The 15,702-nt window shown below is 66.8% G+C and carries 11 protein-coding genes and 1 pseudogene; 2 read left to right on the forward strand and 10 right to left on the reverse strand.

From position 1 onward, the window contains the following. Nucleotides 1–57 precede the first annotated feature (57 nt). From fxlM to ABD140_RS28970, 3 genes and pseudogenes are all read right to left on the reverse strand, one after another. Nucleotides 58–1,263, reverse strand: a pseudogene (gene fxlM / locus ABD140_RS28960) (methyltransferase, FxLD system); the annotation flags it as partial. Nucleotides 1,264–1,405: 142 nt separating this feature from the next. Continuing rightward, the gene (locus ABD140_RS28965; RefSeq protein WP_344244195.1) at nucleotides 1,406–1,975 is read right to left on the reverse strand and encodes a hypothetical protein; all 570 of its coding nucleotides are present in this window, start codon (nucleotides 1,973–1,975) and stop codon (nucleotides 1,406–1,408) included. Between the two features lie 121 nt (nucleotides 1,976–2,096). Further along, complete coding sequence (locus ABD140_RS28970; RefSeq protein WP_344244196.1) at nucleotides 2,097–2,813, reverse strand: ATP-binding protein; 717 nt, start codon at nucleotides 2,811–2,813, stop codon at nucleotides 2,097–2,099. A 206-nt stretch (nucleotides 2,814–3,019) separates the two neighbouring features. Here ABD140_RS28970 and ABD140_RS28975 point away from each other — a divergent pair, with 206 nt between their 5' ends. Together ABD140_RS28975 and ABD140_RS28980 are read left to right on the forward strand one after the other, a co-directional pair. After that, nucleotides 3,020–3,838 (forward strand): helix-turn-helix domain-containing protein, encoded by an 819-nt coding sequence (locus tag ABD140_RS28975; RefSeq protein WP_344244197.1) that lies wholly within the window; start codon nucleotides 3,020–3,022, stop codon nucleotides 3,836–3,838. Between the two features lie 26 nt (nucleotides 3,839–3,864). Then, complete coding sequence (locus tag ABD140_RS28980) at nucleotides 3,865–4,116, forward strand: DUF397 domain-containing protein (protein WP_344244198.1); 252 nt, start codon at nucleotides 3,865–3,867, stop codon at nucleotides 4,114–4,116. Nucleotides 4,117–4,155: 39 nt separating this feature from the next. On the opposite strand, the gene ABD140_RS28985 is transcribed toward ABD140_RS28980, so the two are convergent. The 7 genes from ABD140_RS28985 to ABD140_RS29015 form a co-directional block, all read right to left on the reverse strand. After that, nucleotides 4,156–4,752, reverse strand: coding sequence for an SMI1/KNR4 family protein (locus ABD140_RS28985; RefSeq protein ID WP_344244199.1), 597 nt, complete (start codon nucleotides 4,750–4,752; stop codon nucleotides 4,156–4,158). A gap of 135 nt (nucleotides 4,753–4,887) precedes the next feature. Further along, entirely contained in the window at nucleotides 4,888–9,873 is a 4,986-nt protein-coding gene (locus tag ABD140_RS28990) for a class I SAM-dependent DNA methyltransferase (protein ID WP_344244200.1), read from the reverse strand. Further along, nucleotides 9,870–12,626 carry a DEAD/DEAH box helicase gene (locus ABD140_RS28995; protein ID WP_344244201.1) on the reverse strand — a complete coding sequence of 919 codons (2,757 nt, stop codon included), beginning with the start codon at nucleotides 12,624–12,626 and terminating at the stop codon, nucleotides 9,870–9,872. Before ABD140_RS28995 ends, ABD140_RS28990 begins: the two co-directional genes overlap by 4 nt. Before the next feature lie 38 nt (nucleotides 12,627–12,664). Beyond that, nucleotides 12,665–13,681, reverse strand: a complete 1,017-nt coding sequence (locus ABD140_RS29000; protein ID WP_344244202.1) for a serine/threonine-protein kinase — start codon at nucleotides 13,679–13,681, stop codon at nucleotides 12,665–12,667. Between the two features lie 227 nt (nucleotides 13,682–13,908). Continuing rightward, nucleotides 13,909–14,727, reverse strand: a complete 819-nt coding sequence (locus ABD140_RS29005) for an SAM-dependent methyltransferase (RefSeq protein WP_344244203.1) — start codon at nucleotides 14,725–14,727, stop codon at nucleotides 13,909–13,911. Nucleotides 14,728–14,878: 151 nt separating this feature from the next. Beyond that, the gene (locus ABD140_RS29010; protein WP_344244204.1) at nucleotides 14,879–15,202 is read right to left on the reverse strand and encodes a winged helix-turn-helix domain-containing protein; all 324 of its coding nucleotides are present in this window, start codon (nucleotides 15,200–15,202) and stop codon (nucleotides 14,879–14,881) included. Then, nucleotides 15,199–15,621: a hypothetical protein gene (locus tag ABD140_RS29015; protein WP_344244205.1), complete on the reverse strand. Its 423-nt coding sequence runs from the start codon at nucleotides 15,619–15,621 to the stop codon at nucleotides 15,199–15,201. Before ABD140_RS29015 ends, ABD140_RS29010 begins: the two co-directional genes overlap by 4 nt. Nucleotides 15,622–15,702: the final 81 nt, after the last annotated feature.

Below are 15,702 nucleotides of genomic sequence, written 5' to 3' on the forward strand. Positions count from 1 at the left end.
CGTGGCCGCTCGCGGTGGGTTCGGAGTCGACCGGGTGGAGGTTCAGTTCGTGCTCCATCAGCGGGTCTCCTTCTCTTCGATGGTGAAGGTCAGGACGAGGCGGCTGTGCCGCTTGTCCAGGACCGCTCCGTCCGGCAGGTCGCCGTCGGGTGTGTGCGCGGGCAGGACGTGCAGGGCGGAGGGCGGGCAGTCCGCCTCCGCCCACGCGCGCATGTGCTCGGCCATCCGTCCGGCCGCCGCGGCGGCTTCGGGCCCGTGGGCGTACGCGCCGAGGTCGAACCTCCTGCCGGTCCAGCGCAGGGCCGACCGGTAGGAGAGCGTGCCGCCGTCGAGGACGGCGGGGGCGCCGAACCGCCAGGACGGCGCGACGATGCCGGAGTCGACGGCTTCCTGCTGCGCGGACAGCACCGCGAAGCCGTCGCCGAGGCGGGTCGCCAGCCACAGGTCCAGGTCGGCCAGGGCGGTGCGGGGCGGCAGGCTCACTCCGACCCACGCCTTCTGCCGGGGCTGCGCCAGGACACCCTCGACGGCGGCGGGGCCGATCCGCTGCCCTTCGTCCAGCCGCAGGTGGACGCCGTCGGCGAGGTCGACGTACCGCACGTCGTGGGCTCCGTCGCCCTGCATGGGGACGAACCCGCACTGGCGGCGGCTGCAGCTGATCAGCCGGTCGCCGGAGCGCCGCAGCGCCCATGACCGGGTCATCCCGGCGGTGCGCAGCGGCACGACGAGCACCCCGTCGCCGGTGAGCTGGTCACGCCACGCGGGCGGGACGTCCCACGCCCCCGCCGTGACGATGATGAGGTGGTAGCGCCGGTCCGGCGTGACCGGGTGTTCGGCGTCCGCGCACAGCACGGTGACGTCGTGGTATCCCGCCGCTTCCAGGCGGGTGGCCGCCCGTTCGGTGACCTCGGGGTCGATGTCGACGGTCGTGACCGTTCCCGACGGGCCGACGAGTTCGCGCAGCAGTGAGGCGTTGTAGCCTCCGCTGCCGATCTCCAGCACGTCGCGGCCCGCCAGACCGCCGAGCGCGTCCGCCGCCTGGCCGAGCATCTCCGCGATGAGGAAGGGCGCCGACACCGAGCTGATGCTCTCCTCACCGCGCCGCTTGGTGACGACCGCGGTGTTCTCGTACGCCTCCTCCGCGGTGAGGCCCGGCGTGTACAGCTCGCGGGGGACGGTCCGCATCGCTGTTTCGATTTCGGGACGCAGCGTGAGGCCCTTCGCCGCGTGGTCGGCGGCGAGCCGGTCCACCATCGCGTGACGGAGGTGCTCGGCGCTGTTCGTGTGTCGGTGCTCAAAGGTGTCTTCCCCTCGTGTCGTGCTCGGTTCATGTCGTCTTCAGGCCGCTCCGCGGGGCGGCGTCCGGATGCCTTCGGGCCCCGGTGGAGGCTGGAGAGGGCCGGGTTCAGGTGGTGCCCGGACTGTTCGGCCCGGACGGTCCGGGGGCGGCCCCCGGACCTCGGGTGTGGAGCGGCTCAGCGACAGGGGAAGAGCAAGGCGGTTCGCGGATGGTCCAGGCGTCGCGGAGGGGGCGGGGGATGCGGTCGGGATCCGGGTCGGCGCCCAGGTAGCGCCAGGGGGTGGGGCCGGTTCTGCGCCAGAGGCGGGGTCGGTCGTCGAACGGGGTGCCGTCGCGGGTGGTGAGGCGGGCGAGGAGGTAGTAGGTGTCGGTGGCGGCGGCGCGGCCGAAGACCTTGCCGTAGTGGACGGGGGTGAGGCCGAGGTGGGACGGGGTGTCGGTTGGGGTGCTCTGGCGGTAGGCGTCCAGGACTCGGCTCTGGGTGGTGTCGCTGACGGTGAGGACGAGTGCCTGGCCGGGCCGGTCGCGGCCCAGGTCGCCTTCGAGGTACCAGGGTTCGTGTTCGGCGGAGGTGAGGGGTGCCTGAGACGGGTGGAAGGTGAGGAGGGCCGAGCCGGCGAAGACCGGGGCGAGGAGCAGGGCGGACAGGCCGGCGGCCAGGAGGCTGGTGTTCATGTGGGGTGTGCTTTCGGGTAGGCGCCGGTCTTCTCCTGGGCGGGTCCCTCGTCGGGCGGCGGGTGCGTCGAGGCGGAGGCGGCAGGAGCGGATCGTCCGTGCGGGTGGCCGACGGGGCCGGTCAGGGGAGAGGTCGGGGACCGGAGGGTTCGAGGGCGAGGGTGAACCAGACGGTGAGGCGGCCGTCGGTGAGGCGGTGGTAGCTCCAGTCGAGGGAGAGCCGGTCGAGGAGGGGGAGGCCGCGGCCGGACTCGCCGCCGGGGTCGGGGGCGTGGTGGGGGAGGGTGCGTCCGGGGAAGTTGACGACCTCGACGCGCAGGGCGTCGGGGTGGAGGGCGGCGGAGACCGTGACGGTGGGGCCCGAACCGTGGCGGACGGCGTTGGTGAGGACCTCGGAAAGCAGGAGGACGGCGTCGTCGGCGATGCTCTGGACGGCGGCCGGGGCGGGGGACAGGAGGGAGAGCAGCCAGCGGCGGGCCTCGCGGACGGAGGCGGGGTGGGCGGGCAGGTCGAGGGCGCCCAGCGGTCGCGGGGCAGGGGAAGCGCCGACCAGGCGGGTGATGCGGGTGGCGGTTCCGGGGATGTCGAGGGTGTCGGCGGTGTGCGGCCCGAACGCGAAGAGCCAGCGGCCCTGGTGTTCGACGGCCGCGACCCCGAGCCGCTCGTATGGCCGGGTGGGGCAGGAGACGTACAGGACGGTCTCACCGCCCCGCGAGGGGACCATCAGCGTCGAGCCGCAGCCGCGCTCCCCGAGGGCGTAGCAGAGGTCGGACAGGAGAGAGAACCGCAACGCGTGCGGTGGCCGTTCGGCCTGCATCGTCGTACCGCCCTTCGTCAAGCCGCCGAATCCACGGCGAGATCCCGCAATCACACGTACACGCAGCGTGACTGTCGCTATGGTCAGAGTGTGCACGCAGCATGGCGCTCTGTAAACAAGTTCGGATGGACTAGTGCATTTAATTTGGTTACAGGTGAATGGCAAACGCTTTGAATGGGGTGGATGCAGTGGCAAAACGGACGAGCCCTACGGTTCGCCGACGCAGGTTGGCCAAGGAACTGCGGCAGCTTCGTCGCGAATCCGGCAAGACGCGCGAACAGGTATCCGACTTCGTGGGCTGCTCACCGGTCACGATCACACGCATCGAGAGCGCGCAGACAGCGGGAACCGTGCCGATCGTCGCCCGGATGCTGGAGGCATACGGGGTCACCGGCGAGAGGTGCGAACTCCTGCTGACGCTGTGCCGTGAGGCTCGCAAGCGAGGCTGGTGGAATCGCTACTCCGACTCGATCCCTGAGTGGTTCCATGTCTACGTCGGCCTGGAAGAAGAAGCTTCTGAGATCCTCACCTATGAATCAGAGGCTGTTCCCGGACTCCTGCAAACTGAGGACTACGCTCGGGCGTTGCTCCTCTCGGGGCTTCGCGTGCCCCCGGTCGAGGAGCTTGATCGCCGAATCGCGCTACGGATGAAGCGCCAGGAGCGTCAGGTCTCCGATGACGCTCCGAGAACATGGGCGGTCCTCAACGAGGCGGTGCTTCGCCGGCAGGTCGGAGGTCCCTCGATCATGGGCGAACAGCTGCGGCACTTGGTCAAGATGTCTCGCTTGAATCACATGAACATCGTCGTACTTCCCTACGACGTCGGCGCGCACCCCGCCATGGACGGGCCTTGTACCGTGCTCCGGTTCCCCGAGCCGTTCGACCCAGATGTCGTGTACGTTCAATATCGCCGAGGAAGTATCTATTTGGAGGATCCTCTCGACGTCGAAGAGTACGTCGACCTCTTCGATCACCTACGCTCCCGAGCGCTCAGCCCGGACGAGTCGCGTGCTCTCCTGCTGAGAGTGGCCGAGGAGATGGCCTAGCGAACGATCAGAAGTGTGGGTTTGTTATGAATTTCCTCCGCGTCTGGTGGCGCAAGAGCAGCTACAGCACTGAGCAGGGAAACTGTCTTGAGGTCAGTGTGTGGCGCAAGACCAGCAGCAGCACCCAGCAGGGTAGTTGCGTCGAGGTAGCCCCGACCCGTTCGGTGGTGTTGGCACGAGACTCCAAGAACCCGGACGGGCATGTTCTCGGGTTCGGCCCGAGCGAGTGGCGGGCGTTCGTGTCCTCGGTGAAGGCCGGACGGCACGACCTGTACTGAACGCGATGACGATGGGCAGAGAAGACGATCAGCTGCTCATCACCATTCGAGGAACTGCCCTTCCCAAACCCTCGGTTGAAGGGATGGCACGTCACGGACACCTTCAACGGCATCGGCTACGTCGTGCAGCATCGCGGCGAGTGAAGGCCAGATGTTCAGCCGGGCCGAGTCGTCATGAACGAAATGCCCTACGGACCCGTGATCAGCGCCGCAGCGCTGATCGATGAACAGTCCGTCACCCGTTGAGGCGTCGGCGATCGGAAGCCAGCCCGGATGCCACCAGTTGCCGAGCGCCCACTCCTCGGACTGTTCCTCGTCCTCCATGAGCCCCTGCATGATCTCAACCCTCATCGCGTGGATCTCTGCGATGCGCTTTGCGGGAAGTAGTGCGGTGAACTCGGGAAGAAAGCCTGCTCCGTGATGGTACTTCCCTGACTGGTCACGTTCGTTGGTGCCGTTGCGCAGCAACAGAATCCGCCTCAGGTCCTCAGGAAACTCGCGTCCAAGCGCTTCCTCGGCCGCAGCGATCACGGACGGCTCAGCCGGCGGGTTGAGCCGCGCGAAGTTCCCCGGTGCATTCGCTTCGAGCCAGCGTTCGAGGCGAGTCCAAGATTTTTCAACAGGAGCGAGCATCATGCACGGGACTATGCCACGTGGCGCGATCATGAGAGGCAGCGGTGCCGTGGACGAGACCACTTCACGGGTGAGACGGCGCACCATGAGGATAATGGAGGTCCAAGCGATGCTTGGCCTCGGCTGCCCGCATCAGCTTCACGACTCATCCCCCGGAACCGGCCAACCTGCCGCCCGCATCCGCTCTGCGAACGTCGCATAAGCCTGCCGATATTCGTTCTCTCGATCCGTCTTGTAGAAGGGTGCGGCATATCCTTCGGGAACCGGCCCGTTGACCTCCGGGTCGAGATGAGCCATCAATCGCTCGAAGTGTTTTTTGGTCTGCCCATGGCCGTAAGTGTTGTGATTTCCTGCGATCTTTCGTCCGTTCCTGTCAAACCGGATCTGTGCCTCGTAGTCTGACAGGACTGGGTACCGAGATCGATAGATCGCGATGAGTTGATCGGCGGTCATGCCAAGCCATAGAGCGACCAGTGCATCCAATTCGACGAGTGCTGCTCGACGGTCCTGTTCTGTTCGCAGTGGAGTGTTGTGATTCCATTCATTTGCGACTTGGCCAAGGTGGGCGGAATGTGGAGATTTAACAGCCCAATCCTCGGAATTCCAAGAGCCTTCGTATAGTTCGGACCAGATATCCGAATAGTCCTTGGTGAGGCAGTTGAGGCGCATCGCTCTCAAGATGAGAGGTGACGTTAGTGGGTGATCGGGATGTGCTGCTGGCATCCAGTTGGCTTCAGCAATGCTGAGGTGTCCCCGGCCGGTGACACGCAACAGGTAGTCCAGTGGAAGGCTTGCCCAGAAGCCGGCCTGTAGAACGGTGGTCCGGTTATCGGACAGAGCCATGCTGCGAACGGCGTTGACGTGTGCTGGGCCGGGTGGGATCAACGCAGCAAAGAGACTTCGCTCTGTATCGAATGGAATCATGTCACGCCAGGCGAGACGATAATATTCAGTGTACTTGCGGCTGCCCCAGGTATCCTGCTCGCCAATATACTCATCGAGTGGTGAGTTGCGAACATAGTTTGTTCGAGGAACTGTATCGACAGGAATCGCTGATGTGTCCCAGGAATCCCAATCGCGATTGGTCTTGCATGGGATCCTAGGCTGCTTGCTAAGCGGAGTTCCGACGCCGAGGTGAGGTCCTTGGAGAACTACGTCACGGAAGTCTGAAACCTCCTTGGTTCCCCATCTGATTAGACCTTTCTTTTTTGCAAGGCCCTCATCGTAGCCAATGCTGATCTTTGGAAGTAGATCAGAAATAGGCTGTTTATATCTGGCGAGAGCTGCGATGGCGCCAGCTTCGTTGTTGGTTATCGGATAAAGTAGAGGCGTTTCTTCGACGGGGAGATCGGATGAGTTGGTCAACCCTTGCCATTCGGCGAGAAGTTGTACATCAACATTGATCAGGCGTTCTTTGTGGGGGCGGACCTCCCATCGCCCCTTGTGCTTTATTCCTGGAAGCTCGCCTGACCCGTCATGGTTTAGTGAATCCATGAGGGTGGAAGGCAGAAAAAGCCAGCTTAGGTGAGTGAATTCGATCCCGTTGGGAGTGCCATAAATGTTTACTCCGAATTGTCGTGTTCCCTCAATTTCGAAAAGCTGATACCGGTTGGAGAAGTGTGCATGGAGCCGCAAGTGCTTGTAGGTGGAGGATCGAAGCTTCCCCTCCTTGACGCCGCTAAAATGGGTGTCTGGATGAATTAGGCCAGCGACCCCTCTTTGGTGAAGATTGAGCCAGGATCGACACATGAAAGCCCGATAAAGGTCAGGCCTGGTGCCGCTGAGGAGCGGGAATGTTGTAATCGATCCCAGAAGTTCGGCTGTTGCGTTGGCTGCGATAAGTTGCTGTAGGTAGAATCTCTCATTATCAATGCTCTTGGAGAGTGCTTGATTTTTGCGCTTTGCTATATCTTCTGCTGCGGGCTTCTCTGTCAACTTGAACCAAGGGTCAATTTCGGCGAGAACTGAGGGTTCGTCGAAATCGGGTCGAACCCACGGGGGGTTCCCGACTTGAAGATCAAAACCAGCCTGGGTGAAGATCTGGGCGAATTGGAGTTCCCAGTGGAAGAAGCCGTGCTGCTTAGTGACTTCTTCGGCGTGGTTGAGCCAGGGGAAGAGGCCGGGGAGGCGGTGATCGGGGACCATGCCCATGAACTCAGGGAGGACGTCCTCGTGGGTTTCGAGTTCGGCAAGGGTGTCGAACTGTTTGACGAGGGTGTCGCCCTGGACAGGGAGCTTGCCGAGAAGAGCTTCGGCGAAGTCAAGCCAGTCGTCCAGGGAAGCCACGGGAGTCATGGAGCGGGACGGTTCCTGGTTCTTGGGTTTTGACGGAGCCTGGTTGCGGGGCTTGGGGACCTGGGTCTTGGCCTCGGTGGCCCATTCGGCGAGATCACCCTGCTCGCTGACACCCGGAATCAGGGACTCGGTGATGTAGACCTGCCCGAAACCGATGCTTTCCTCGGCCGGGGAAGGTGCGGGGAGGGACGGCTGCTCAGTGACGGCGATGACCGGGGTGGCCTGGGCGTAGCGTTCGTCGGTGCCATCCAGCAAGGAGACGCTGTCGACGGGCCAGAACCAGAGGGCGCTCCAAGCGTCCATCACCGTCTTCAGCCGCCAGTAGGGGGTACCGGTGGCGACAAGGTCTCCGTAGACCTTCTCCTTGGAGATGGCTTCCTCAGGGTGTTCCAGCCAGTCGGCACCCCAGACGTCGATCTCGCGGCTGATTTCCTTCTCCGACAGCGTGAGCCGCTGGACGACCAGACCCCACAGGTACTCGGCGTTCTCCGAGAGGGCTTGGAGCCTTTGAAGCTGAGAGCGCTTCCGGCCGCCGGACTTCTTGTCGCTGACCTTGGAAGTAATCTTCTTCCGCCAAGCAGCCAAGGCTTTGGCCTGCTCGGGAGCCAGCTCCTTCGCCTCCTTGGCGGAGGCGACCGCGCCCCAGCCGGCGGCAGGCAGCAGGAACTGGAAGACCTTCCCCGAAGGAAGCCCGTCACCGGAGAGCGGAACGTTCTCGGGTGTCTCCTTCAGCCAGGTGCCCTTCGTGAGCTGCCCCGCCTCATACACCCCCCGAGTGGCCCCGATCAGCGAGTTGCCCCGCCGCAGGTGCAGACCGAACCAGGGCGCCTGGAGCCCCGGGTGCATAACGTTCAGCCACAGCGAGACCTCAGCCAGCTCGATCGCGGTCTCGTTGAGGTCGACCCCATACGAGTTGTGCAGAGCGATGTACGCCTTGGCCTTCTGAAGCTCGGCCTCGTACTTCTCCGGCTCGATCTCCCGCCCGAGTTCCTTCTGACGCCGCTTCAGATACTCGGCCGCCACCTGGTTGATCGCCTCATTAAGAAACGCCCCAGACCCCAGCGCAGGCTCACAGATCTTCCAGTCCAGGATCTCGCGCGCCGTAGTGGTCGTCCCGTCCTGGTCGAGCCGGTGCCGCAGCGTCAGCTCGACCGTCACCTTCGTCAGCGACTCGGGCGTGTAGTACGAAGCGCTCGTCTCCCGGTCGCGGCCGGCGAGCCGGTACACGAACGACCCCTTCGGGTAGCTCGCGTACTTCTCCGTCTTGTGCCCATCAGGAGCGACCTCCCGGACGAAGACCTCCTCCGGGTACTCATCCACCTTCGAGGCCGGGATCATCCACGAGCCGTCCTTCGGATCCCCGCCCTTGGCGACCTCGTACAGCTCCTCGGTGGCGATGAACCCCGTGTACGACATCAGCCCCTCGTACACCGCCCCCAGCTGGTTGATGCCGAGCTGCGCGTACGAGATGAACCCGCCGCGCTCCCGACGCCGCCCCTTGGTGAGCATCAGCAGCCGCAGCACCTTGTACAGCGTCTCGTTGCGCAGCCGAGTATCGACCCTGAGGGCGTCCGGGTCGTCCTCGTCCAGGAGGATCTCGCCGATGAGGGTGATGGCCTCCGGCTCGAACAGGTCCGAGCGCAGCGCCTCGAACCGCAGTCCCTCGCCGCCGCCGGACTCCGTGCCAGGTGCCGGATACCCCTTGTTGACCATGCGGAACAGCAGGTCGAGCGACTCGTACAGGTGGAATCCGTGCCGGGACTCCTCGCCGTGCAGATCGCGCACGACCAGGTCGCCGAGGCGGGCCATGCTGTAGCCCTGCATGTAGTCGTCGTCCTTGACGGGCAGGATGCCCAGTTCGGGACGGGCCTCGGCGTACAGCAGGAACAGCACCCGGTACAGGTAGCGCAGCGACTCGCGGGTGAGCTGCCGCGCGAGAGCCGCCGGTTCCATGATCTGGGCAGGGTCGGCGTCCTGCTCGCGGATCCGGGTGAGGACCTCGTTGGCGATCAGTTCCACCGAGTGCCGCAGACCCTCGCGCAGCTCCGTCGACACACCCACGGCGTGCTGGCGGGAGCCGTTCAGCAGCGACGACAGCAGCTCCGAGCCGCCCTCGGCGGGCGGTAGCAGCGAGTCCGCGCCGAACAGGGCGGCGATGAGCTCGATCTCGGCGGCGTTGTTGCGGCCCAGCGCGGTGTCCAGGCTGACGCCCAGATACCGTCCCTCGCCCCACGCGGCGCGGTCGGCGAGCACCACCACACCGCCCGCCAGCAGCAGCACGTAGCGCGGCGGCGCATCGGACGTGAACAGCCAGGTGGCGAGCTTCACCCCGGACGTGATGCGCTCGCGGGCGTCGAGCTGGACGGGGTAGAGCAGTTCCGCGCCGATCGCGGCGTCGACCTCCGGCGTCCAACCGCACTCGATCGCCACCAGGTGATCGTCGGCGTAGGCGACCTGCACGACGTGCTCGTTGTCGGCGCGGCACACCGTCAGCTCGCGCGGGGCGGCGTCGAACGCCAGCGCGCGCAGCACGTCGCCGTGCAGCTCCGACAGCTCCTTGCGCCAGGTCGACAGTTCGTCCGGCGTCGGGCGCGGGGCTTCCTCATCGCGCAGCCGGGCGTCGAACTCGGCGAAGGACGCGCGGGCGTCGAAGTAGCGCTTGCCGAGCCGGGACAGGCCGCGGCGCGGGGTGAGACGGTCGTTCTTCTCCTCCTCGGCCCAGCGGGGCAGCAGGCCGCCGTCCTTCTTCTTCAGGTCCTTCGGCAGGACCTCGGCGAGATAGTGGGCGGAGAAGTAGTCGCCGCGGTTGACGATCGAGTCGAAGCTCATGCGTTCTCCCCCACGAGGACGGCGAGGACCCGCAGCAGCGGCTCGCCGGTGGTCTCCATCTGGTCGATCAGACGCCGCTGCTCGTCGGCGGTCTTCTTCGCTTCCTGCGTCTGGTTCTGGGTGCGGGCACCGTCCAGGCTGAGCTGCTCCCACTGGGCCACACCCGAGCGGAACGGCTCCAGCAGCCCGCTGATCTCGGCGTCGTAGCGCGCCCGGCGGCCCTCCAGGTGGGCGCGGGCCGCGGTGACGGCCGGGACGAGCCGCCGCTGCAACGGCTCCAGATCCAGTGCCAGGCCCTTGTTGAGCATGCCGGGGCCGACCTTGTTCTCCCGCAGCACCTCCAGCATCGAGGCGTCCAGGACGGCCGGCGGGTCGCCGCTGACGGCCATCCACTCCACGACCGTGGGACGGCCCAGCCTGTTGGAGTAGACGCCCTGGATCAGGAACACCGGCTCGGACACGCCCTCGGCGACGATCACCGGGGCCTTCTGGCGGCCGAGCCGGACCAGGACCTTGTCCGTCAGCCACTCCACCATCGGGTGCAGATCCGACAGGTAGGCGATGTCCGGCCACATCGTCTTGGTGCGGCGGGCCTCGGCGAGCTTGTCCTTGGCCAGCTCGCCGTCGAATGTGACGCGCATCCGCTCTTCCAACTTGTGGGTGCGCAGATACGCCTTCGGCAGCACCGACAGGCGGTGGACGAGGTCCTTGGGCGGAGCGAACGACAGCATCGCGCCGTCGTCCTCCAGATCCGGGAGCAGGCCGAGCGACCGCACGGCCTCGCCGGCGAACGCGCGGGTGTCGGGGAACAGCGCGGGCACGTCGGCGAGCAGCGGCTCGGGCCGCTCCGGGTCCGCGCCCACGCTGCCGAAGAGATCGGCGAGGAAGCCGGGCTCGGCGTCCTCGAGGGACTCGTCCACCGACTTGCCGTCCAGAAGGTCCTGGATGAGGCGTCGCTCCTCCTGCACGGGAGTGTACTCGCCGGTGACCGCCTCGGCCGTGCCGAACGCGCGGTGCGCGGTCTCCTCCTTCTCCAGCAGCTTCAACGCCACCGTCCGGTCGTCCTTGGCGCCCTCCACGTCCGACGTGAGGATGAGCGCCTTGAACTGCGGGGCGTGCTTCTGCCCGTACCGGTCGATACGGCCGTTGCGCTGCTCGATGCGGATGAGGCTCCACGGGACGTCGTAATGAATGAGGTCGTGACACTCGCGGTGCAGGTTGACGCCCTCGGAGGCGACGTCGCCGGTGAACAGCAGGCGGACCTTGCTGTCGGCGAGGGAGAACTCCTCGACGATGCGCTGCTGCTCGGTGTCGGAGAACCCGCCGTGCATGATCGCCACCGCGTTGTCGGGCAGGCCGAGACGGGCCGGGACGACCTCCTTCAGCCACTTCAGCGTCGGGACGCTCTCGGAGAAGACCACGACGCGGGTCTGGCTGCGGGCGGCGACGCCGATCTGCTTCAGCTGGGCGACGAGGGCGTCGAGTTTCGCCGAATCCTCATCGGACACCTTCGCGGCCAGTGCCTTGAGTGACTCCAGGGCCTCGACCTCACGGGGCTCGGTGGCGTTCTTCAGACGGTTGCCGACCGTCGCGGCCAGGGCCTTGTGCGAGGAGAGGAACGACTTCAGCAGCGTGTACGGGAACAGGCGGTTCCTGCCGTCCACGACGGGGCCTCCCTCGCGCTGCTCGCCCGCGAGCCACACCTCGGTCAGCTCCTCGAAGATCCGCTCCTCGGCGGGGGATGCCTTGCAGGGCACGGGGACGGACGGGCCGCGGTCGGGCCACCTCGTGCCCATCTGGTCGCGGACCTCGGGACTGACCTTGGTGCGGCGGATGTAGAGGTGCTCGATCTCCTTCGCCGAATACCGCGTCTTGTCGACGATCGCGGCGGGGTCGAGCATCCGGATCAGCTCGGCGAACGACTCGGCCTTGCCGTTGTGCGGGGTGGCGCTGGCCAGCAGCAGCGCGTCCGCCTTGCGGGCCAGGCGCTTGGCGAGGCGGTTGCGCAGGCTGGACTCGCCGATCAGGTTGTGCGACTCGTCGATGACGACCGCGTCCCAGTCCATCTCGTCCAGGTGCTGGCCGTAACGGCCCTCGTTCTTCAGGGTGTCGACCGAGATGATGATGCGCTTGTAGTACAGGAACGGGTTGCGGCCCGCGGGGATGTCCTGCTGGATGCGTTCCAGGCCGATGGAGTCCAGCCGGATCAGCGGGATCGAGAAACGCGTCCACAGCTCGTGCTGGAACTGCTCCAGCACCTGCTGGGGCGTGACGACCAGGATGCGTTCGCCCCGGCCCCGGCGGATCAGCTCGGCCAGGATCAGGCCGATCTCCAGGGTCTTGCCCAGGCCCACCACGTCGGCCAGCAGGATGCGCGGGCGCAGGCCCTTGAGGGCCAGTTCGGCGGGGCGCAGCTGGTAGGGCAGGGAGTCCAGCAGGAAGCGGCCGGGCAGGGCCAGGCCCTTCTCGGTCTGGGGGAGCGGGGTGCGGCGCAGCACCGCCTCCAGGTAAAGGCGGCTGGTGGCGAACCCGGGAGAGGGGTCGAGCTCCAGCTCGGTCTCCTCGGGGCGGAGCAGTTCGACAGGCTCGATACCGGTGAAGAAGACCGACGTCTCGTCCCGGACGAACTCCGACGCGCCCACCGCGGTGACCTTGTAGCCGCCCCGCACCGGGGCGCACTGGGAGACGATCCACTCGGCGTCCCTGGCGACGATCCGGGCGCCGGGCGGATAGGGCGTCGGCGTCTCGGTCACGGTTCTCCTCGGGGGCGGCGCGGGGTCGTAGGAAAGGGTCAGAAGGCGGCGTCGGCGGCGTAGGCGTCGCGCAGGTTCGCGGCGAGCGCGGCCACCGCGGGGTGCGCGGCCGGTCTCGGCACGCGCTCGCGTCTCGGCCGGGGCGGCGGGACGACCTCCGGCGGGTCGCCGGGACGCTCGCGGTAGGTAGCCAGGGCCAGGCGGCGCAGCACGATCGGGAGCGGCAGGCCGTCGGCGGTGGCCAGCTCGACCAGGCTCGCCCTGGCCTGGGCGACCGTGGGACGGGCCGCCGGATCCTGGGCGAGCAACGCGGTCAGCAGCGGTGTGAACACCGGCGGGACGCCGTCCAGGTTCGGCGGCAGATCCGGGTTCATGATGCGGCCGCGCAGGATCGGCAGGTTCGGCGCGTTGTAGGGGTAGTGGCCGGTGAGCACGAACAGCAGGGTCGCGCCGAGGGCGTACACGTCGGCGGCCGCCGTGACGGACTTCGTGTCGGCGGCCTGCTCCGGCGCCATGTAGACCGGGGTGCCCATCATCGCCCCGGTCATCGTCAGCTCGCCCGGGGTGTCGGCGTAGGTGACCAGGCCGAGATCGATGACCTTGGGGCCGGTGGCGCCGAGCAGGATGTTGCCGGGCTTGAGGTCGCGGTGCAGCAGGCCCGCCTCGTGGATGGCACCCAGTGCCTCGGCGAGGACCACGCCGAGAGCGGCCGTCTGGACCGGGTCCAGCCGCGCCTTCTCGTTCTCGACGAGTTCGAGCAGGGACGGGCCGCGGACGTACTCGATCGCCAGCCAGGGGAAGGAAGGAGCGGGATCGGCGTCGAGGAGCCCGGCCACGGCCGGGGACTGGACGCTGCGCAGCGCGTCGATCTCCCGCTGGAAGCGCAGCAGCACCTCTTTGCGGCCGAAGACGTCCTCGCGGATGACCTTGACGGCCACCGCCTCGTGGTCGGGTGTCACACCGAAGAAGACACGGCCCATGCCGCCGACGCCCAGCCGGCCGTGCAGCACGATCTCTCCGGCTCGCCGGGGATCGTTCTCGTGCAGCGGTTCCACACCCACCTGCCTCGCGGACGGCTCCGAGACCGAATGCTGACCAGGCAAGGATAGGGGAAGGGACGCGAGGTCCATGGCAGAAGCTCTCATTTCCGCCATGGGTGACTCACCTGCCCCGAGAGTGTTTGATGGCGACCCGATACAGAGAAGCAGTGTTTGTGAACTGAGTCAAGAATAGTGGCGGGTGGGGTCGTATCCGGCTCTTCGGGGCCCGGGGCGGGCCGGTGTCAGAGGCGGGCGACGGCGCCGTAGAGGGCGGCGTGGGAGAGGGGAGGGCGGGGGCCGGGTTCGGTTTCCGCGCGCCATTCGGAGACGGGGACGAGGCCGGGGGCGATGAGGTCGTGGCCGGTGAAGAATTCGAGGATCTCGTCGTGGGCGCGTAGTTGGAGGGGGATGCCGGCGGCGTCGTAGATGCGGGTGCCTCGGGTGCCGGTGGTGTCGGGGAGGAAGTCGGCGGTGGCGTGGGAGACGACCAGGTGGCTGCCTTCGGGGAGGGAGGAGGTCAGGCGGCGGACGAGTTCCCGGGGGTTCTCGTCGTCGGGGAGGAACTGCAGGATCGAGATGAGCATGAGGGCGACCGGGCGGGACGGGTCGAGGGTCGTCCAGGCCTGTTCGAGGATGCGGTCGGGTTCGCGCAGGTCGGCTTCGAGGTAGTCGGTGGAGCCCTCGGGGGCGCCGACGAGGAGGGCGCGGGCGTGTGTGAGGACGATCGGGTCGTTGTCGACGTAGACGACGCGGGAGTCGGGTGCGACCCTCTGTGCCACCTCGTGGGTGTTGTCCACCGAGGGAATGCCCGTGCCGATGTCGAGGAACTGGCGGATTCCGGCTTCGGCCGCCAGGTGGGTGACCGCGCGGCGCAGGAAGGCGCGGTTCTCGCGGGCGGTCGTGCGCATCGCGGGGAAGTTCGCGAGGACCTTCTCGGCCGCTTCGCGGTCGGCGGCGAAGTTGTCCTTACCGCCCAGGTAGTAGTCGTACATCCGGGCGGAATGGGCGACTTGGACGTTCAGCTCGTGTGGTGCGGAACCCTCGTCTTCCCAAAAGGACATGAGCATCTCCCCACGATCGACTTGAAGATCATCATAGCCCTGCAAGGAGGACGTACGGGGTGATTGGGCGCGGTGTAAACGGTGTCCGGCAGGGGCCGGTCGAGGCCGAGAGGCCCGGGGGCTCTGCGTACTTCTCTTCCTCTTCGTGGAACTACTCGGGTGGCTCCCCGGGTGGGGCGGGTTGGGAGGCGATCTGGTTGAGGGTCGCCAGGTGCCGGGTGAAGGCGTCCTTGCCGGAGGGGGTGGACGACAGCCAGGTGGTGGTGCGCCTGCCGGTCTGGGCCTTGCGGATGGTGATGTAGCCGGCCTTCTCCAGGGTGGTGAGGTGCTGGGAGAGGGCCGAGTCGCTGATCTGGACGGTGTCGCGGACGAAACGGAACTCCGCTCGTTCCACCGAGGCGAGCAGCGCCATGATGGAGAAGCGCGCCGGGGTGTGGACGACGGTGTCCAGCTGGTGGCGGGGGTGGGCGGTCACGGGCGGCGGGCCGTCCAGGCGGCGGCGGCGAAGAACGGCAGCGCCATGACCGCGGACGCGGCGAGCCAGCCGGGCAGCGAGGTCTCCATCTTCCAGCGGACCATCGGGCCGATCACCACCAGGTACAGCGTGAACCAGACGGCCGCGGAGACCACGAGCCGCCGTGTGGCCTTCGCGGGGAAGACCCCGCGCCGCTCGGCCCACCAGGCGGCCAGGCCGAACAGCAGCGCTCCCGCGGCGGCCGTGTAGTTGCGGGCGGCGCCGTCCGGCCACACCGCCTCCAGCAGGGTGATCCACACGATCGCCCCCGCGCCGAGCACCGCGAGGTATCCGCTGAACCACCGGCCCGACCGCAGCGCCTCCCCGCGCACCCGCTCCGCCTCCGCCAACGCCGTCCGTGCTTCGTTTTCGTCGTACATATGTGCTTCTTTCGCTTGTAACTACTTTAGTGATGCTAAAGCAGTGGGGAAGGTTCGGCAACCGCCCTCGTCCTCGATCGT

Source organism: Actinocorallia libanotica (assembly GCF_039525175.1).
Classification (GTDB): Bacteria; Actinomycetota; Actinomycetes; order Streptosporangiales; family Streptosporangiaceae; genus Actinocorallia; species Actinocorallia libanotica.